The organism is Aeromonas veronii bv. veronii (assembly GCF_000820225.1).
Taxonomy (GTDB): domain Bacteria; phylum Pseudomonadota; class Gammaproteobacteria; order Enterobacterales; family Aeromonadaceae; genus Aeromonas; species Aeromonas veronii.
In genome coordinates this window covers 1-18,380 of record NZ_CDDK01000046.1, presented here as the reverse complement: position 1 = coordinate 18,380, position 18,380 = coordinate 1, and the positions used below count along the sequence as shown (strand labels likewise).

General features: G+C 60.6%; 18 protein-coding genes. 3 read left to right on the top strand and 15 right to left on the bottom strand.

Translation table 11 applies throughout. The features are described from left to right. Positions 1-53 precede the first annotated feature (53 nt). Positions 54-395 (top strand): hydrogenase maturation nickel metallochaperone HypA, encoded by a 342-nt coding sequence (gene hypA, locus BN1139_RS19555; protein ID WP_005351492.1) that lies wholly within the window; start codon positions 54-56, stop codon positions 393-395. Here hypA and BN1139_RS21830 read toward each other — a convergent pair. Further along, on the bottom strand, positions 373-753 hold the full coding sequence (locus tag BN1139_RS21830) for a hypothetical protein (protein WP_232297608.1): 381 nt from the start codon (positions 751-753) through the stop codon (positions 373-375). The genes hypA and BN1139_RS21830 overlap by 23 nt on opposite strands. Between BN1139_RS21830 and hypB the strand changes: the two genes are divergently transcribed. Beyond that, positions 634-1,464 carry a hydrogenase nickel incorporation protein HypB gene (gene hypB, locus BN1139_RS19550; protein ID WP_198283670.1) on the top strand — a complete coding sequence of 277 codons (831 nt, stop codon included), beginning with the start codon at positions 634-636 and terminating at the stop codon, positions 1,462-1,464. The two genes, BN1139_RS21830 and hypB, sit on opposite strands and share 120 nt — an antisense overlap. A 351-nt stretch (positions 1,465-1,815) precedes the next feature. On the opposite strand, the gene BN1139_RS19545 is transcribed toward hypB, so the two are convergent. The 11 genes from BN1139_RS19545 to hybO form a co-directional block, all read right to left on the bottom strand. Beyond that, positions 1,816-2,457, bottom strand: coding sequence for an ATP-binding cassette domain-containing protein (locus BN1139_RS19545; RefSeq protein WP_005351486.1), 642 nt, complete (start codon positions 2,455-2,457; stop codon positions 1,816-1,818). Further along, on the bottom strand, positions 2,457-3,245 hold the full coding sequence (locus BN1139_RS19540; RefSeq protein WP_005351482.1) for an ATP-binding cassette domain-containing protein: 789 nt from the start codon (positions 3,243-3,245) through the stop codon (positions 2,457-2,459). The genes BN1139_RS19545 and BN1139_RS19540 overlap by 1 nt, the downstream gene beginning before the upstream one ends. Continuing rightward, positions 3,239-4,054, bottom strand: a complete 816-nt coding sequence (locus BN1139_RS19535) for an ABC transporter permease (protein WP_005351479.1) — start codon at positions 4,052-4,054, stop codon at positions 3,239-3,241. Before BN1139_RS19535 ends, BN1139_RS19540 begins: the two co-directional genes overlap by 7 nt. Beyond that, entirely contained in the window at positions 4,044-5,054 is a 1,011-nt protein-coding gene (locus BN1139_RS19530; RefSeq protein WP_005351475.1) for an ABC transporter permease, read from the bottom strand. Before BN1139_RS19530 ends, BN1139_RS19535 begins: the two co-directional genes overlap by 11 nt. Further along, entirely contained in the window at positions 5,039-6,661 is a 1,623-nt protein-coding gene (locus tag BN1139_RS19525; RefSeq protein WP_005351471.1) for an ABC transporter substrate-binding protein, read from the bottom strand. The genes BN1139_RS19530 and BN1139_RS19525 overlap by 16 nt, the downstream gene beginning before the upstream one ends. A gap of 131 nt (positions 6,662-6,792) precedes the next feature. Next, on the bottom strand, positions 6,793-7,332 hold the full coding sequence (gene hybE / locus BN1139_RS19520; RefSeq protein ID WP_005351468.1) for a hydrogenase-2 assembly chaperone: 540 nt from the start codon (positions 7,330-7,332) through the stop codon (positions 6,793-6,795). After that, positions 7,314-7,844, bottom strand: coding sequence for a HyaD/HybD family hydrogenase maturation endopeptidase (locus BN1139_RS19515; protein ID WP_005351464.1), 531 nt, complete (start codon positions 7,842-7,844; stop codon positions 7,314-7,316). The genes hybE and BN1139_RS19515 overlap by 19 nt, the downstream gene beginning before the upstream one ends. Continuing rightward, positions 7,844-9,547: a hydrogenase 2 large subunit gene (gene hybC, locus BN1139_RS19510; protein WP_005351461.1), complete on the bottom strand. Its 1,704-nt coding sequence runs from the start codon at positions 9,545-9,547 to the stop codon at positions 7,844-7,846. The genes BN1139_RS19515 and hybC overlap by 1 nt, the downstream gene beginning before the upstream one ends. After that, the gene (gene hybB, locus BN1139_RS19505; RefSeq protein WP_005351459.1) at positions 9,544-10,731 is read right to left on the bottom strand and encodes a Ni/Fe-hydrogenase cytochrome b subunit; all 1,188 of its coding nucleotides are present in this window, start codon (positions 10,729-10,731) and stop codon (positions 9,544-9,546) included. The genes hybC and hybB overlap by 4 nt, the downstream gene beginning before the upstream one ends. Further along, positions 10,724-11,770 carry a hydrogenase 2 operon protein HybA gene (hybA, locus tag BN1139_RS19500; RefSeq protein ID WP_005351456.1) on the bottom strand — a complete coding sequence of 349 codons (1,047 nt, stop codon included), beginning with the start codon at positions 11,768-11,770 and terminating at the stop codon, positions 10,724-10,726. The genes hybB and hybA overlap by 8 nt, the downstream gene beginning before the upstream one ends. A gap of 2 nt (positions 11,771-11,772) precedes the next feature. Next, positions 11,773-12,906, bottom strand: coding sequence for a hydrogenase 2 small subunit (gene hybO, locus BN1139_RS19495; RefSeq protein ID WP_005351450.1), 1,134 nt, complete (start codon positions 12,904-12,906; stop codon positions 11,773-11,775). Positions 12,907-14,169: 1,263 nt separating this feature from the next. Here hybO and BN1139_RS19490 point away from each other — a divergent pair. After that, positions 14,170-15,216 carry a GGDEF domain-containing protein gene (locus BN1139_RS19490; protein WP_005351448.1) on the top strand — a complete coding sequence of 349 codons (1,047 nt, stop codon included), beginning with the start codon at positions 14,170-14,172 and terminating at the stop codon, positions 15,214-15,216. A gap of 44 nt (positions 15,217-15,260) precedes the next feature. Here the strand turns inward: BN1139_RS19490 and BN1139_RS19485 are convergent, their stop codons facing one another. The 3 genes from BN1139_RS19485 to BN1139_RS19475 all read right to left on the bottom strand — a co-directional run. Beyond that, complete coding sequence (locus BN1139_RS19485; RefSeq protein WP_005351446.1) at positions 15,261-16,397, bottom strand: glycosyltransferase family 4 protein; 1,137 nt, start codon at positions 16,395-16,397, stop codon at positions 15,261-15,263. A gap of 12 nt (positions 16,398-16,409) precedes the next feature. Then, complete coding sequence (locus tag BN1139_RS19480) at positions 16,410-17,681, bottom strand: glycosyltransferase family 4 protein (RefSeq protein WP_005351443.1); 1,272 nt, start codon at positions 17,679-17,681, stop codon at positions 16,410-16,412. Next, positions 17,678-18,380, bottom strand: a 703-nt coding sequence (locus BN1139_RS19475) for an O-antigen ligase family protein (RefSeq protein WP_041980873.1), incomplete at its 5' end; no start/stop codon positions are given. The genes BN1139_RS19480 and BN1139_RS19475, both read right to left, overlap by 4 nt.

Here is an 18,380-nt window from a genome sequence, read left to right as displayed (position 1 = left end):
GTCAATTACAGGGAGGAGTCACTGCTCCTCCCCATATCGGTTAAGGAGCCACCATGCACGAAATGTCTCTGGCCATGGCCGCCATCGATCTGGCAGCCGAACAGGCCACCCAGCGGGGCTTTACCAAGGTGACCGCCCTCTGGCTCGAGGTTGGCAGCTTCTCCTGCGTCGACCCGGACACCATTGCCTTCTGTTTCGAGGCTGCCGCCAAGGGCACCGCCGTCGAAGGGGCCCAGCTTCACTTTCAGCACCAGGCGGCAGAGGCCTGGTGTTACGACTGCAACCAGACGGTCTCCCTCACCGAGCGCGGGCAGGCCTGCCCCGGGTGTGGCGGATACAAATTACGAGTCGCGCAGGGTGATAGCCTGCGCATCACCGACATCGAGGTAAGTTGATATGTGTAGCGTATGCGGATGCGGTCAGGCGCGGATTGCCGGCCATGAGCACGATCATGAGCATCATCACGAACATGAACATCACCATGAACATGGTCATGAGCACGGCCATCATCATGCTCATGACGCCCATCATCATCATGACCACGAGCAGGGTGCGCCGCGCACCCTGATCATTCACCACCACTACCACCATCAGGGTGATGTTCATCATCACTACCACGGGGTGCGGGCACCCATGAGCCACGAGGGCCATGATCAGCCCCATGAGCACCACCATGATCACCCCCACGACCATCATCATGATCATCCCCACTCTCATGATCACGGGCGTGACCATGACCATGACCATGACCATGACCATCAGCAGGGTGATCTGCACTACGGCAAAGGGGAAGCGGGATTATCGGTCCCCGGCATGGGGCAGCGTCAGCTGATCGCCATCGAGATGGATGTGCTGGCCAAGAACAATGCCTTGGCGGCCCATAACCGCGAGCACTTCGACGAGGCGGCCCAGTTGGTGCTTAACCTGGTGTCGAGCCCGGGTTCAGGCAAGACCACCTTGCTGTGCGAAACCTTGCGCCAACTGGCCGACAAACGCCCCTGCGCGGTAATCGAAGGGGATCAGCAGACCAGCGCCGATGCGGATCGCATCCGTGCCACCGGCGTTCCTGCCGTGCAGATCAACACCGGCAAGGGCTGCCATCTGGATGCCAAAATGGTTCACGACGCCTGCCACCAGCTGCCCGCCAATGAAGGGGGCATCCTCTTTATCGAGAACGTTGGCAATCTGGTCTGCCCCGCCAGCTTCGATCTCGGCGAGAAGTACAAGGTGGCGATCCTCTCCGTCACCGAGGGGGAAGAGAAGCCGCTGAAATACCCGGATATGTTTGCCGCCGCCCAGCTGATGGTGATCAACAAGATCGATCTGCTGCCCTACGTCAGCTTTGACGTGGCCCGCTGCATCGAGAACGCCAAACGGGTCAACCCCTATATCCAGGTGATCCAGGTCAGTGCCACCACGGGAGAAGGGATGGATGCCTGGCTTAACTGGCTGGCTACGGCCTGAACCAGAACCGGTTAAATGCCGTTACCAACGGCGGATAGCAAGAGAGGGAGGCTGATGCCTCCCTCTCTTTTATCTGTAGACCTTGTCGGTCATGCTATCCGTCCAAAATGGCCAGCATCCCACACTCGCTTCCCCTCACCCTAGCCCTCTCCCCAGGGAGAGGGAACCGGTTTGTGGATGCCGCGGCTATACGACGCCCTCAAACCCCTCAGGGGGCTTCGAGCATAACAACCAGCCATATTCTTAAACCCCGAGATTTTCCAAACCCTAACCCCGGGCGGGTGAGATGGCACCGTCTGCCCCCTTCTCCCCTTGCGGGAGAAGGGCTGGGGATGAGGGGGAAGCCAATCCTCAGGCCACGCTACGGGCCATCGCCTCCTGCTCCGCAGGCGGCTCACCAAAGCGCAGTACCCGATGGCAGATCTGGCGCAGCAGCGCCTGCTGGTGACTGAAGATCAGCATGCCAAGCCCGCGCTGCTCGCACTCGCGCATCAGCTCCTGCCAGAGCTGACGCTGGATTTGCGGATCCAGCTGGGCGGTCACCTCGTCGGCAATCAGCAATCGGGTGCGGGGATCGAGGGCGCGCAGCAGCGCGATGCGGGCCAGCTCGCCACCGGATAGCTGACCGGGTTTGCGACCAAGCCACTCAGGTTTGACCATAAAGCGGGCCAGCATGGCGTCATCGGGGCGCCATACATCCCAGAGCGCCTGCCCGGTGGTGCGATAGGGATTGAAGGTGAGCTCCGGGTGCTGGGGCACCAGCTGGATGGGGTTATAACCTTTTACCTGTTCAGGTACTGGCTGCCCATCCAGCAGGATCTGCCCGCCAGCCCCAACCGGTTGCCAACCGGCCAATACCCGCCCCAGCGTGGTCTTGCCATGGCCGCTCGGTGCGGAGATGCCGAGCCGCTCGCCCGCTTTCACCGTCAGCGATAACCCCTGCCAGAGGGGACGTTCCCCCTGGGCGATAGTGAGATTTCGTACTTCCAACATCAGGAAACCTCCGGCACAGAGAAGAGCGCGTTGAATTCCGGCAGCGCCTGCCAGTGGGCACGGAGCATCTCGCTCCCCTGCCCTTGCCGCAGATGGTGGCTGCTCAAGGTATCGCTCACTTGGCCCTTATGGAGCGCGACTATGCGATCGGCAAAGCGGGCCGCCAGCGCCAGATCGTGGGTCACCCAGAGGATGCCGCTGCCCTGATTGGCCAATTCACGCAACTGGCTGAGCAGCTGGCAGGCCAGCCCCTCGTCGAGCCAGGCGGTGATCTCGTCCGCCAGAATGTAGCGGGCACCACCAAGGGCCGCAGTGCAGGCCAGAATGCGCTTGGCCATGCCACCGGAGAGCTGGCGCGGGAATCTGTCCAGGGTGGTCGCGGGCAGCTGGTAGCGCAGCAACTGCTCGCCGAGCCGCTCGCGAGAACCGCTCTGACCGCAGAGGCGCGCCGCGCGGCCAAGCTGGCGCTCCACCGTCAGCAGCGGATTGAGGGCGCTTACCCCCTGCGGCACATAGCAGAGGGTGTGGCCGCGCAGACGGGCCCGACTGGCATCGCACAGTGGCGTGCCATCGAGGGAGATGGTGCCGCGCATGCGCAGATTGTCCGGCAGCAGGGTCAGGGCGCTTTGCAGCAGCAGGCTCTTGCCCTCGCCGCTCCCCCCCACCAGCGCCACTATCTCCCCAGTCGCCAGTTGCAGGCTGATATCGGTCAGCAAAGGCTGCCAGCTGCGCCGTCCCAGCCAGGAGTAGTGGGCCGCCTCTATGGTCACCTGATCAAAACTCAGCATGGTTCACTCCTGTGCCACAACAGCTGTTGCAAGGCGCGAGTGGCCTGATCAAACAGCAGTACCAGCAGCAGCAACATCAGTCCCGGGAAGAGGGCCAGCCACCAACCGCCACCGGCCAGATAACGCAGGGCATCGGCCAGCAGCAGGCCCAGCGAGGCCTCGTGGGCCGCCAGACCAAAGCCGAGAAAGCTCAAGGCCGCGCTGTGTAGTACCGCATGGGGAAACATCAGCAAGGTGCCGATAAACCACTGGGGCAACAGCCCCGGCAGCAGGTGGATGCGCCAGCGACGCAGCGCACCCATCCCCTGACAGCGGGCCAGCACCACGTAGTCGCTGCAGGCGATCTGCCGCGCTTCTGCGCAAAGAATGAGTGCCAACTTGGGCCAGTGGGTGAGCGCCACCGCCAGGATCACCCCGTGCATGCCGCCCCCTACGGTAAAGCAGATAAGGATCAGCAGCAGCATATGGGGCAGCGCCAACATGGCGTCGATCACCATTCGCACAGTTGCATCGCATCTGGGATGGATGAGCGACACGCTTGCCGCCACCATGGCCAGCAGGCCACTGCAGAGCGCCGTGCTGATGCCGAGCTCCAGACTGGTGAGGGTGCCCTGAAAGGCTCGCAACCAGAGATCCCGCCCCATCTGATCGGTGCCGAACCAGTGGGCCAGCGAGGGGGGCTGCTGGCGCGCCAGCAGATCCATCGGCACATCCTGATGAGAGAGGCTCCAGCCGTAAGCAGCCAGCAGCGCCAATCCAAGCAGGGCTACAGCGAGGCGCACTATGGAGGGAAGCGGATTAAACAGCATGCTCACCCTCCCAGCCCCGATTGATGCGGGCCAACAGCACACTGGCCACCGTGTTGCCAATAAAGACCAGCAGGGTGCAGAAGAGGACGATCCCCATCAGCAGGGGGATATCCCCCCGCAGCCCCGCATCCACGGTGGCCTGCCCGAGTCCCGGATAAGAGAAAACTTTCTCCGCTAACAGCGACCCGCCAATCAGCTCGCCAAGGGAGGCAAACTGCAGGCAGAGCGCCGGGGTCAGGGCGTGGCGCAGCACATGAAAACGCAGCATGGGCCAGCCGCCATCCCCCTGAGCGCGGGCGTAGCGTATAAAGTCGCTCGCCAGCACCTCGGCCACCCGCCCCCGGGTATGCAGGGCAATATTGCCCACCCCGAGCAGGGCGAGCGCGGTCACCGGCAGCAACAGATGGCGCGCTCGCATAGCCCAATCTGCCTCATCGGCGGAGAGGCCTGGCGTCCAGGCGCAGCAGACCGGCAGTAGCGGCCAGTGCACCGCAAACAGGGCGAGCAGCAACAGGCCGACCCAGAAGGTGGGCAGGGAGGCGAGCAGGTAGGCGAAGCGGCAAATCAGGCGATCGGGCCAGTGATTGAGATAGCGACCGGCGCAGAGGCCCAGCAGAATGCCGAAACAGCCGGAGAGCAGCCAGGCACCCGCCAGCAGCAGGAAGGAGGCGGCAAAGCGCTGGCCTATTACCTCACCCACAGGCGCGTTGTAGAGCATGGAGTAACCGAGATCCCCCCGTAGCACCTGGCTAAACCAGTGCCAGTAGCGCAGCCAGAGCGGTTGATCCAGCCCCCAGCGAGCGGCGATGCGGGCGTACTGCTCCGGCGGCACATGGAGCAGATCGTTGCCGATATAGGCCTTGATGGGGTCGATGGGGGAGTAACTCAGCAGCACAAAGGTGGCGACCGAGACCAGACAGAGCAGCCCTGCCAGACGCAGCAGGGCTTTTAGCAACAGATAACCTGAATGACTCAAGGGCGAACTTACCGGCACGTCCACCGCCAATCCTGCAGGTTGTTGAGCAGGGACCAGCTACCGTGGATTTCCGGCGCCCCCTTGCCAAGATCGATGCAACGGTTGGCGAGATAGGTGTGCTGCACATTGAGCAGCCAGGCCCAGGCGGCATCCCCCTGCACTCCGGCGCCGGTCTTGCCATCCCACTCCACCTGCTGCCAGAACGGCACGGCCGCCTGCCAGTTCGGAGCATCCAGCGCCTGCTTGAGGTGGCCATCCACCACAGGGTTGCTGTAGTAGCCCGGGTTGTAGAACTCCACGCCGCCGGAGCCGCTCTGGTAGTGGTGATAGAGCTCCATGGGATCCAGACTCCCCCACCCCATCAGCACTGGGTTGGCGTGCATCTCCCGTTCCACCTGCTCCCAACTGCCGGACTTGAGGCTCACCTCAAGGCCAATGGGTTTGAGCATGGCGCGCACCGCTTCCGCCAGATCCCGGCGGGTGCTGTCACCGCTGGTGTACCAGAGGGTAAAGGCGGCGCGCAGGTCGCCCTTGTGGCGAATGCCGTCACTGCCCATCTTCCAACCGGCCTCGTCGAGCAGGGCGTTGGCGTGGCCGACATCTCCATCCTTGAAGGCGGTGGCTTTGTTTAGCCATGGCAACCCTTCTACCGCGCTGTAAGCGGGGATGGCGTGCCCTTCCAGCAGCTGGTCGGCCAGCAACTTGCGGTCGATGGCGTAGTTGATGGCACGGCGCACCGCCACATCCGAGGTCACGTCGTTGCCGATGGGATAACCCTTGGCATCCTTGCCACCCGCTGGCGGAATAGGGAAGACGATGCCACGGTTCTCCACGCTCGGCCGCACCCACAGCTTGAGGGAGGCAGGCACGGTGGGCGCCAGTGACGGGGCGATGCGCACCACATCGAGCTGGCTGCTCTGGGCCGCGGCATAGGCGCTCTCTTCGTCGATAAAGACAAACACCAACCGTTTGAAGTCATTGTTGCCGCCGGCGTAATAGGGGTTCGCCTCTACCACCAGCTGTTGGCCGGGCAGGAAGCTCACCAGCCGGTAAGGGCCGGCACCGACCGGCTTTTGGGCATATGCTTTTGCGTCGTAATCCCGCTTCGACACTATCCCCAAAGATCCCAGCACGTTGACGAAGGTGCTCTGGGGGGCACTCAGGGTGATGGCAACCTCGGTGGGCGAGAGCACCTTGGCCGAGACAAAGTTGCCCATGTCGATCTTGCCGCCGCCTTGGGCTGCGCTGTTGTAGGTAAAGGCCACATCCTCGGCGGTGAGCGGTGCACCGTTGGAGAATTTCAGGTCAGGCTTGAGGGTAATGATCCACCCCTTGCCATCCTTGCTCGGGGTCACCGCTTGGGTGAGCACATTCTGCCAGCTGAGATCGGCACTATCGCCAGCAATCTGTTTGAGCAGCGGGCTGTGCAGCAGCAGGTAGCTGCCGTGGCTCCAGCCAAGCAGAGGGTCAAACCCTTCTGTGGGTTCGGCACCGATGGCGAGCTTAAGCTCGGCAGGCACAGGTTGGGCCGCGGCCAGCGCCGCGTGAGAGGCGGAGCCAAGCAGCAGAGTCAACAGGGCGGCAGCAGTGGTGCCACAGTAATAGCGAAGAGAATTGCGTGGAACAGTCATGGGGATCCTTCTTGTTTTGTACCACTCACGGATCATCACTCAAAAAAGAGGCGGAATGCGTGTCTGAACATGGGAGTGAGGGGCCAAAATGGCCCCCTATTCTAAACTTGATTTCGCGTGAAACCTAGCGACTATGCCGGTTGACCGCGCCGGGCACCGAATAGCCGTCTGCGGCCCAGATCCACACCGCCAGCCCCTTGCTGCACCGGCAAGGAGAGCAACATCTTGAGGGTGCTGCTCACCAGTGCTCGCCCCTCCCCGGCCCCGAGATGGGGATCGAGCGGCGACATCAGGGAGCAGGACAACAGCTGACCACTTTCGGGCAGATCACCCACCATAAAGGTCATGTTGCCGCAGGGGAGCTGCAGAGCGATTCGCTCACTGCTGCTGCGCACCGGCCAAAGCTGATCCGGCCCCGGCAGCACCACCACGCTCAACATCCAGGGGGTGAGCACACAGCCGAGCCACTGACCTTCAAACAACGTGCACTCCGCCACTATAGGCATGCTGGCGTGATAGAAAGGCAACGCCTGCATCTCCTCCCGGGCGATCCGCTCATACTGGGCTACCAGCAGGGGCGCGGGGTCGCTTGCAAAACCGGCAAACTCCTGCGCTGTCTCCGGTACTATCTCCAGCACTCTCTCAGCCTCGCTTAAATGGGACTGCGCCATAGGCCCTCCCGTGCTTGTTCAGCTTTCTCCTGCTCAGAGAGCACAATGGCGGGCGCGCCAACGGCGGCCAGCAGGGTCAAAATCCGATCCGTCGCCTCCCCCATGGCAGCCGCCACCACAGGGGTGAGGCCGATACGGGGTTCGAGGGATTCGGGCTCGACGCCGATCAGGGTGAGCCGCTTGGGCGACTCCCCCGTCATGTGCAGCGCCGAGAGCACATCCGCCAGCCCCAGTTGGTGCGGGGATATCTTGCGACCAAACAGGGTCGGGATCTCCTCATCCTTCAGGGTCACGACGGTGCCCGGCGGATTACCGCTGCGCACCGCATCCACCAGAATGATGTGATCGCGACTGGCCATCGCTTCGAGCAACTCCATACCGGCGGTGCCGCCATCGAGCAGCTCGATACCGGGGGCGAAACGGTATTCGCGCCCCAGCGCCTCAACGATGCGCACGCCGACGGCCTCGTCACTCAAGAGCAGGTTGCCCACGCCCAGGATCAAGGTGTTCATCACAGCACCTTCACCTGAGTCGTTTCGCCATTCTGGGTATCCACCACATGCACCGCACAGGACATACAGGGGTCGAACGAGTGGATGGTGCGCACCACCTCCAGCGGTTTGGCGGGATCCGCCACCGGGGTGCCCACTAGCGCCTGCTCGTAGGGGCCGGGCTCATCATTGAAGTTGCGCGGGCCCGAGTTCCAGGTCGATGGCACCACCGCCTGATAGTTCTCGATCTTGCCGCCCTTGATGACGATCCAGTGGGAGAGCATGCCGCGTGGTGCCTCTTCAAAGCCCACTCCGCGAAACTCTTTATCCGCCGGGATCTCGGCCTTGATATAGGCGGTGGTATCCCCCTTGCCGATGTTGTCCACCAGCGCCTTCCACTGATGCGCCAGGGTATCTTTCAGCACGCAGCAACGCACCGCCCGGCCAATGATGCGGCCCATGGTGGAGTGCAGCTGTTCAGTCTTGATGGCGGAGCCGGTCAGCGCCTTGTAGAGACCGTTCAGCTGATCAAAGTGAACAACCGTCTCCGGATGTTTGGCGGCCAGTTTCACCAAGAGGTCTGCGAGCGGCCCCACCTCTACCACCTTGCCGTAGAAGGTGGGGGATTTGACCCAGGAGTACTTGCCGTCATCCTGCCAGCCGGTGTAGTTGGGCTCGGTCTTGCCCTCCCAGGGTTTGAGAGGCTCGTCATCCTTGTACCAGGCGTGCTTGTTGCTCTCGGCGATGCCATCCATCAGCCAGCCATCCTGATGGCTCTCGATGGGGCGATAACCCGCCAGATTGCCATTCTCGATATAGCCACCGGGCATCAGGAAGCTGCCGCCATTGGCGTCGGTGGGCAGCTCCGGCACGCTCAGGTAGTGCTTGGCCCCCTGCCCCAGGCTCAGCCACTCGGGGTAGTGGGCGGCGATGATGGCGGCATCCACCTTGTAGACCTGCTCGATAAACTCGCCGAGCCGATCGATAAAGCTCTTCACATAGAGCAGCCGCTCCAGGTTGAGCACGCTCGGTGCATCCAGATTGATGGGGTTGGCCACGCCGCCCACCGCCAGATTCTGGATGTGCGGGCTCTTGCCACCGAGGATGGCGACGATGCGGTTGGCATCGCGCTGGCACTCCAGCGCCTGCAGGTAGTGGGCCACGGCGATGAGGTTCACCTCCGGGCTCAGCTTCATCTCCTTGTGACCCCAGTAGCCGTTGGCAAAGATGCCAAGCTGGCCGCTCGCTACCAGGGCGCGGATCTTGTCCTGCACCTTGGTCAGCTCGTCGGCACTATTGAGGGACCAGGTCGATACCCCCTTGAGGATATCCGCCGCCTTTTGTGGATTGGCCTGCAGCGCCGCAGTGATGTCCACCCAGTCCAACGCGGAGAGCTGGTAGAAGTGAACAATGTGATCGTGGATGTTGTGGGCCGCGATGATGAGGTTGCGGATGAACTGGGCATTGACCGGCACCTTGGCACCGATGGCATTCTCCACCGCCCGCACCGAAGCGATGGCGTGAATGGAGGTACATACCCCGCAGATGCGCTGCACTATCATCCAGGCATCGCGCGGGTCGTTGCCCTTGACGATCTCCTCCATCCCGCGCCACATGGTGCCGGACGACCAGGCCTTGGTCACTTTTCCGCCTTCGATTTCGCAGTCGATACGCAGGTGCCCCTCAATGCGGGTGATGGGGTCTATGGTGATACGTTGGCTCATACGTTGGCTTTCCCTCGGGCCTGATAATCTTGGTGAACACGTTCAAGTGATGGCAGTACCGGCAATAGCCGGATCAACAGCAAATAGGCACACACCTCGATGGCAACAAAGCCCAGAGAGATCAGCACCTCCTCCGCAGAGGGGAAGTAGTGGTAGCCATTGCCGGGGTTGAAGGCGAGCAGGGAGTAATCCAGTCGCCAGAGGGCGGCGCCCAGCAGCATGCTGAGGGCCCCCAGGAACAACATGCGCGAATCCCGGCGGCTCTTGTCCCAGTGGAACACCAGCAGCGGGAAGATCATCAGCGCAATCTCGCTCCAGAACATGATGGAGAAGCGATTGAACTCGGAGAGATACTCCGACTTGTCGTGGATGACGATCTCGGCAAAGCGCAGCGCCACAAACAGGATCAGGAAGATGTCGATCACCTGGGTCAGCTTGTAGAAGAGCGACTTCTCATTGGGGCCCCGCCCCGCCAGTCCTGCCTGCACCAGAGAGCCCTCAAATACCACGATGGAGAAGCCCATGATGAAGGCGGTCAGCAGCGAAAAGACCGGCAGCAACTCGTAGCTTTGCCAGAGCGGATGGATCTTCTCCCCCGCGACGATCATCAACGAGCCCATGGAGGATTGGTGCATGGTGGGCAGCAGAGCCCCCAGCGCCAGCACGAAGAACATGATCTTGTTGAGGCGAATGAGCGACGCCTTCCAGCCGAACTTCTCCAGCAGCACGGGAGCGAACTCCAGCGCCATCACCCCGATATAGATGGTCATGCAGACCGCCGTCTCGAACAGCACCGAGGAGGTGTTGAAGTGACCGGGCAGGTAGAAGTACGGCAGGTTCCAGTAACGGCCCACGTCGATGGTGATGGAGAGGCCGCCCAGCGAGTAGCCAAACAGGCTCGCCAAAAGAGCCGGTCGCACCAGCGGATGATACTCGCCCCGGTTGAACACATAGACAGCCCAGGCCAGCGCCCAGCCGCCACAGGCGAAACCGGTACCGATCAATAGATCGAACGAGATCCAGAGTCCCCAGGGATAACCGCCATTCAGATCGGTGACCGAGCCCAGCCCGAAGACGAGGCGTTTTAAAATCAACATGCCGCACAACACGGCAAAGGGGGCCAGCACCAGCACAGGCCAGCTGACCAGCTTGCCGCCGAGGGGATGTGCCTTGTGATTACTCATGATCCTTGCCTCCCTTTGTGGTGCCCTGATCCTTGATCTGCACACTCCCCTGATCATGGCCATCATCGTGATGGTGATCGTGACCATTCTTGGTGTTGCGGCGAATGAGCACCGAAAGGCCGGTCAGCACCACCATGGGCAGCACCATCCCCTTGTAGAGGGTGTGCTGGATATGCTCGGAGCGGGCACCGGAGGAGAGCTCCGGCAGATCGGGCATGTCGAGCTTGGTATAGGGCACCCCGGCCAGTACCAGCACCTGGGTGCCGCCCCCCTCCTTCTCGCCATAGACGTAAGGCTGGTAGTTGGGCACCTCGTGCAGGTAAGGGTCGTTGGCAGAGAGGGTCTGGCGCGGATAGGCATATTCGCTGCCCGGAGTCGCCAGCAGGCGGCGCTTGGCCTCGGCCATCAGCTCCTCGCGGGTACCGAAAATCACGGCGCCGGTGGGGCACACCTCGACACAGCCGGGCAACTTGCCCTGATCGATCCGCTCAAGCCCCTTCTGGTTGCAGAGCTCGCACTTGTGGATCGCCCCCAGCGGGTTGTCATAGTCATATTTGGGCACATCGAACGGGCAGCCCACCATGCAGTAGCGACAGCCGGTGCAGACGCTCGGGTCGTAGTGAACGATGCCGGTCTTGGGATCTTTTTTAAGAGCCTGCACCGGACAGACAGAGACGCAGTTGGGATCGACACAGTGCATGCACTGCTTCTTGATGTAGGCGTAGCCATCCACCAACTGATCCTTGTGCTCGCCAGTGCCGCTCTTCCACACCTGAATGATGTTGTTGGTGTAGGGGGTCAGCTTGTCGTTGTTGGACCAGGTTTGCGCCCCGGCTGGATTGGCCGGGTTGCCGTTGAGGCGCTGACACTCCGCCACACAGGCCTGACAGCCGACGCAGAGGGTAGAGTCGTAGAGCATGCCGAGCGCGCCGGGAATAGGCGGCTTGTTCTTGGCCGCCGCCAGTGCGGTGCCGGGTACGGCTGTGCCCGCCGCCAGCGCACCGACGGAGGCGAATTTGAGGAAGTTGCGTCTGTTCACGGTTACTCCTCCCGTGATGGGTGCTGCCCGGCTTCGTGGCGCTTCTGCTGGCGACCGAGTTCACGCACCGTCATCAGACTCACCCCAACCAGCACCCCGAGGGCGCCACCGATAAGGCCGGTCGCGGTGGGCGAGGTATAGCCCCCCTCCTGAATTTTCACATCGGGTTTATCCACCCGCGGGGTCGGGTTCTCGACCTTGGCGAGCTGGAAGATCCCCTTGCTAAAACCGACCCCCTGCTCGTTGCAGCCATAACAGGGGTGACCGATACCGACCGGCCAGATGCCGCCGCCCACATCGCAGAACTCCAGAGTTGAACAGTTGCCGTAGGTCTCCGGCCCCTTGCAGCCCAGATGGTAAAGACACCAACCCTGACGGTGACCCTCATCACCAAACTCCTTGGCAAAACGCCCTGCGTCGAAGTGCGGACGACGCTCGCAGTTCTCGTGGATCAGCCGCTCATAGGCAAACAACGGACGCTTCTTGCTATCCAGCGCCGGCAGCTTGCCGTAGGTGATGTAGTAGGCAACCGTGGTGAGGAAGTTGTGGGGATTGGGCGGGCAGCCCGGGATATTGATGATGGGTGTGCTGATATTGCCGAGGGCCTCTTCCAGACTAACGGCACCGGTCGGGTTGCCGCCGCTGGCAGGCACACCGCCCCAGGCAGCGCAGGAGCCGATGGCGATGACCGCAGCCGCATCGGCGGCAGCACGGCGAATATGGTCGACGATGGGCTCACCGGCCACCATGCAGTAGACTCCACCATCTTTGAGCGGAATGGAGCCATCCACCACCAGCACATACTTGCCTTTATAGCGCTTGATGGCGTTGTGCTTGTTCTCTTCCGCCTGATGACCAAAGGCAGCCGAGAGTACCTCGTGGTACTCCAGCGAAATGGTATTGAGGATCAGGTTCTCGATGGTGGGGTGCGTGGCCCGCAGCAGTGACTCGGTACAGCCGGTGCACTCCTGCGCCCCAATCCAGATCACCGGCGGCCGCTCGGGGCTGGTGAGCGCGGTGGCCATCTTGGCGACGGCATGCTGACTTAATCCCAGGGTTGCGGCCATCCCGGCACACAATTTCATAAAATCACGGCGATTAATCCCATGAGCCGATAAAAAATTATCCTCGACCATTCTACTTATTCCCGTAGTGAGCACTTGTTTGATAAATGCTTAATAGCGGAAATGCTAAGGACTCACCCACCCTGCAGTATTGATCTCTATCAATTTCGACCGGCTTACCCCTATTTTCATAGCGAGCCACATCACAAATGAAATTAATTACCCCCAAAGAGATATTTAGCATCCCCGTAAATTTTATGAACTTAATTGGATATTAAATAATTAATCACCGCATATCCTCTCTTTCACTGTGAGCCAAATTAACATGATTGAAATCTTGGCTATACCGCTCATTTCACAATACTGATGCCCACCAATAAATGATCCATTGAATATATCTTTACTCATTCCATTGCATATTCCATACAGTCATCCACGGGACAACCTCCTGACTTGCCTCTCCACACCAGAACGGTCTAACGGCCAGCTGCCACCGGTAGCAAGCACGGCCTGCACGGCACGATTTACCTGCATGTCGCTTGGTTTCAGTTTGCATTTTACCTGCGCTTCAGTGCGACACGTTCTACTGCGAGCCCACACAGCACAACCCCGCTTAGCCTCCCTGCCGTTTAACACCGTTTAATGAAAAGATGCCGCCGAGGCATGCATATCAATACGCTCCCCCCCACTCTTTATTGTCTTGGATGCTGGTGGATAAAATATCGCACTCACGGATATGTTTACGCATCATCGTGAATCTGCATTCAAATTAATGGTAAGAGAAAAGGCAAGGTGGAAGACTGTCTGCAACATAGACATCATATTTAACTCGCGATGCATTCTCTCATCCAGTTACAGATGTTACCGCCCACCTTCACACTATTTACCTTCACGTCACCCTGCTTAATTAACTAGAGCGTAAATATCCATCCCCATCGATAAGGATGATAATTATTCTTGTTCAATGGCAACCCCAAAAAATGAGTTGGGATGACGATAAACATGACAAACGATATGTGTGTTAATCATCAGTCGAGCACTGGCTCCAGCAACTACCTTGCCTGATCGAACTCGAACTCGTTGACAGCCCAGCTCAGCTCGTGAAATGCAGCCCGAAGCGGCTGCAGTTTCAGAGAGAAGCCTCCCCCCCTGACTGCCTCTGATAACCACGCCATGGAGCCTTGTTTCTGGCTGGCCCTAGGGACACTTGCCAAGTGCGGGAATTGAACAAAAAAACGAGAAAAATCAAGATAGATAGCCAATTAAAATGACATAATTGACTATAGTTCAATCGAACGTTTGAAAAACATGACCACTTCACATGGACCCAGTGCAATGACCACTGAACGGGAACAGTTGATCCGCTCACTGTTTGATGAGTACATCGAGATGTATTCATCACGGGATGATCGGCTCACCACGCGGTTTAGCGACAATTTCAGTGGTTTTGCCGGCAGCAGTGATGTTCTGGTTACCGATAAAGATGAGTGGATCCGGATAACCCGCCGCGATTTTGCCCAGATCCCGGGCAGGATCCGCCTGGAAATACTCGCCGTGACCCTGCAAGATCTGGCCGCCGATGTGGTGGCGGTCACCGCCTTCTTCCATATCCATCTACCGAAATCAGAACCTATCCTCTCCCGCAGAACCGCCAGACTGGTGCTGATTTTTCGACACGAAGCCATGGCGTGGAAAATTGCTCACAGCAGTATCTCCATCCCTTACAGTGCGGCTCGGGAAAGCGAAATTTACCCGATGACCAGTCTGGAGGAGCGCCAACATGAGCTGGAACTCATTATCGAGCTCAGAACCAAGGAGCTGGCGGAAGCGAACCGGAAACTGGAAGCGCTCAGCAATACCGACGGGCTAACCAATATCGGCAACCGTCGTCTGTTCGACAACTCATTGAACCAGGCCTGGGAGCGCTGCATTCAGACAGAGATGCCGATTGCGCTCATCATGCTCGACATCGATCATTTCAAGCAGTTCAACGACCTCTATGGCCACGTTGCCGGTGACGAGTGCCTTCGATTGCTGGCCCATACCCTGGCGCAATCCGGGCGCCGCTCGGGGGAGTTGGTGGCCCGCTACGGCGGAGAGGAATTTGTCATCCTGTTGCCACATGTCGAGCGTCAATCCGCCTATGAAATTGCCCAACATATCCAGCGGCTGATTTTTGCACTCGCGCAGCCACACGCACAAAATGCCACCGGTCTGTTGACAGTTAGCATGGGTGTTGCCTGCCTCAGACCATCGAGTCACTGGCAGCCGTCTGAACTGGTAAAACTGGCTGATGCTGCGCTCTACACCGCCAAATCATCCGGCCGTAACTGCATCAGACTGGCAGAGTCACCCAGCCTCCCGCAACCAGTCTGCCCATAAGTCCCTCATGCGTGACCATCCTCCCCGTGGGGAACCACTGCGCGCTAACCATGCACGGCAAGGCTCAACGCATCCCATCGCAACATACCTTCCCACTGATCCAGTGTGCTTTGATAGGTATCTGCCGCGTTGTAATGGACCATGGCATGCAGGCGGGCATGATGGCCAAGTCGCTTGACCACGTCGGGCATGGCATTGAGGCTGGCCAGCACCCGCGCCAGATCGCCGGGATCGTTTGGCTGATATTTGCGGCAATTCACGTCATCGGTGAGATGTCGATCCCACCAGGCGCCATCGGCCGGGATCACTACGCATAATCCTGCCGCCATGGCCTCCAGAATGGAGAGACCAAACGGCTCCTGGTGACTGGTGGAGACAAAAATGCCGCATCGAGATCGGATCTCGTCAAGATTGGCGGGGTTGGCATACCAGTGCGTGTCTGGCAACTGTGGCTGAGGCTGGCTGCAGGGCTGCAGCGTGCCCTTGGGTTGCAGATAGCACACCATCAGCTCGGGGCGAGCATCAGGGATCATCTGATGGGCGGCCAGCATGGTCTCCAGCCCCTTCCAGCGCAGCAACGAAGCCGCCCACAAAATACGAGGCCCCCCCAGGGTCGCTTTGGGCCAATCAATCTCGCTCAAACCGTTGGTAAATGGCTGCCAGTGTGACGGGAACTCGGTCTCGCCAAGCCGGGCCAGCAACGCCCCCAGGGAGCTGCGGGTTGATTCGAGATAAAACACAAAACTCGCCCGTTGCAAGGCTCTGGCAGAGAGCCCCGAGCACCCCACAGGGCCATGGATCAGCTGAACCACCCGGCACCGCAACCAGCGGGCCGCCCAGTAACAGCAGAGATCCACCCCCGGCCCGGACGCCGCCACCAGGCACTTCACCTCCCCCAAACGCAACATCAGCCAGAGGATCAGCAGGGTCTGCCACCCCTGTTTGAGCAGATAACCGATGCCGGACTCCCGCCCCTTCAATATGTGGGGCAGCCAAAGAGGATGATGCTGGCAACGGGACCAGGAGTCGGGATCCTGGGTCAGCACATGGCATGTGAGCCCGGGCATCCGCTTGGCCAACTCATCGAGCAGCACTTCGGTCGCAATCTTGGAGCCACCGCGAAACGGGATGGGATCCACGACGATGATCTTTCCAAACACCGGCTCAGTTTGCATGCTCATCTTGCTGCTCCCTTACTCTGGCACCTTGCGGCGGCCAAACCCCAGTTGCACTTTTTGCGCCACTTTAGCCATCCCACTCGCCAGCATATTGCACCCTCTGGCAAGGAGTCGTTGCCCCGCCCAATGAATGAGTGTGCGATAGGGCGCGGGGGCCGTTGAGTGCCAACGACCAGCCCGCGCGGCGTCCCACACCGCCGTGACCCCGTCGACATAGCGCGCCACCGTGAACAACTGTGCGGCACGCAACTGAGCGGCCCGCCCCATTTCACATCGGCGCTGCGGATTGCTCAATTGCCGCCAGTGATCAGCCATCTCGGCCCAATCCCCCGGGGTTGCCAGCAAACCGGTCACCCCCTCCTCCACTACTTCAGGGATGCCGCCCACCCGATAGGCACTGACCGGGAGCCCCAACATGCCCGCCTCCGCCAACGTCAGACCAAACACCTCCTCACGGGCTCCAGAGACCAGCAGATCCACCCCGCCCCGCAAGATCGCGGCACTGTCCGGCCGCTCGCCCAAAAAGTGGACGCGCTCGGCCACCCCGAGTTCGACAGCCAACGCCATCAATGCTTCCCGCTCCGGGCCGCTGCCAATGATCAGCAACTGAGCCTCCTCCCCCGATGCCATCAGGGCAGCCAGCGAGCGGATCAGCAGATCAATCCCCTTGCGTTTGATCAGGGAGCCGACGGTGGCGATGATCATATCCCCCGGGGGCAAGCCCAGCATGCCGACGACCGGCCAGTGAGCCCCCGCATTCAGACGAGCGGCATCCACCCCGTTGGGAACCCGGATCAACCGATCGGCCGTGCAGCCATCCTGGCGCCAACCGGTCAACACCGGCTCGCTCACCCCGATCAGCACGTTTGCCTGATGGACCCGCAGGCTGAATCTGTCTCTGGGCTGATAACGGGCATGGAGGTGGCACACCAGCGGTACCTGCAACGCCCGACAGACCCCCACCAGCCACTGACAAGGGGCCGCGCTGTTGGCATGTACCAGCCCAATCTGCCGTTCGGTGATGAGCTCTCTGGCTCGCCGGGAGAGGCGCCGATGGGCAGCAAGATCAAAGCGGGGCGCCTGCCATCCCAGCAGCAGGCTGAACGGCTCGACCATGGTTTCGACCCCGAGGGTGGTCGCCTCTGCCGCCAGCGTCGGGCTATTGCACCAGAGCAACGGCGTAAACCGGCTGCGATCGAGGTGGGCCAGCAGATCCAGCAGGCAGCGTTCGCTGCCGCGGATCCAGTCCTCTCCGTAGTGAACCAGCAAAACAGGGGTTGCGTTCATCCTCTTGCTCCCTTGGGTGGCACTGCCGGCAACCGGGTTGCCTCCTGATGATCCTCAGCGGTGGCCTTCACCTCTGTGGCCGCCTGCTGCACGTACTTGATGGCGGCGACGGCCAGCGCCAATTCCAGATAGATGGGCCAGGTAAAGCCCTGGGTCAGGAAGGATCCCGAAATCACAAACCCAACCATGCTGGCCATCACCCCCTGCATCGCCGTGATCACTGCAGGAGGCATGCCAGCAAGCTGGCAACGCCAGCAACTGCGCAGGGTCACCGCAACCATGCCGATAAACAGCGCCAGCCCGACAAAGCCGGTTTCAGCCAGCACCCCGAACCAGGTGGAGTGCACCGCATGATTCAGTCCATCCCAATGGGGGCTGTAGAAGAAGTAGTTGTAATAGAAATTGGACAAGCCCACCCCCACCAGCGGATGGCCCAACGCCATGCCCCAGGCCGCTTGCCAGGCGTAGATCCGCCCCATGGCCGAGGCATCGACCCCGCTCTCGGCGGCGCCGCCAGATGCCCGGTCGCTGATCCCGGCGGCTGCAAACAGCACCACCAGCGCGACCATCCCCAGCGAAATCAACAGGGTTTTCGACTTCACCCGCTGCCAGGCAAACAGGCCGCTGACCGCACACACGCCAAGCAAGCCGCCGCGGCTCTGAGTGGCGATAATGGCGGCGGCAGTCAGCGCAAAGCCG

Coding starts and splice junctions, on each gene's coding strand:
- BN1139_RS19490 (WP_005351448.1), top strand. CDS start 14,170: ATGACCACTGAACGGGAACAGTTGATCCGCTCACTGTTTGATGAGTAC.
- BN1139_RS19540 (WP_005351482.1), bottom strand. CDS start 3,245: ATGCTGAGTTTTGATCAGGTGACCATAGAGGCGGCCCACTACTCCTGG.
- hypB (WP_198283670.1), top strand. CDS start 634: ATGAGCCACGAGGGCCATGATCAGCCCCATGAGCACCACCATGATCAC.
- BN1139_RS19485 (WP_005351446.1), bottom strand. CDS start 16,397: ATGAGCATGCAAACTGAGCCGGTGTTTGGAAAGATCATCGTCGTGGAT.
- hybB (WP_005351459.1), bottom strand. CDS start 10,731: ATGAGTAATCACAAGGCACATCCCCTCGGCGGCAAGCTGGTCAGCTGG.
- BN1139_RS19480 (WP_005351443.1), bottom strand. CDS start 17,681: ATGAACGCAACCCCTGTTTTGCTGGTTCACTACGGAGAGGACTGGATC.
- hybO (WP_005351450.1), bottom strand. CDS start 12,906: ATGGTCGAGGATAATTTTTTATCGGCTCATGGGATTAATCGCCGTGAT.
- BN1139_RS19535 (WP_005351479.1), bottom strand. CDS start 4,054: ATGCTGTTTAATCCGCTTCCCTCCATAGTGCGCCTCGCTGTAGCCCTG.
- hybE (WP_005351468.1), bottom strand. CDS start 7,332: ATGGCGCAGTCCCATTTAAGCGAGGCTGAGAGAGTGCTGGAGATAGTA.
- hypA (WP_005351492.1), top strand. CDS start 54: ATGCACGAAATGTCTCTGGCCATGGCCGCCATCGATCTGGCAGCCGAA.
- BN1139_RS19515 (WP_005351464.1), bottom strand. CDS start 7,844: ATGAACACCTTGATCCTGGGCGTGGGCAACCTGCTCTTGAGTGACGAG.
- BN1139_RS19525 (WP_005351471.1), bottom strand. CDS start 6,661: ATGACTGTTCCACGCAATTCTCTTCGCTATTACTGTGGCACCACTGCT.
- hybC (WP_005351461.1), bottom strand. CDS start 9,547: ATGAGCCAACGTATCACCATAGACCCCATCACCCGCATTGAGGGGCAC.
- BN1139_RS21830 (WP_232297608.1), bottom strand. CDS start 753: ATGGTCATGGTCATGGTCATGGTCACGCCCGTGATCATGAGAGTGGGG.
- BN1139_RS19545 (WP_005351486.1), bottom strand. CDS start 2,457: ATGTTGGAAGTACGAAATCTCACTATCGCCCAGGGGGAACGTCCCCTC.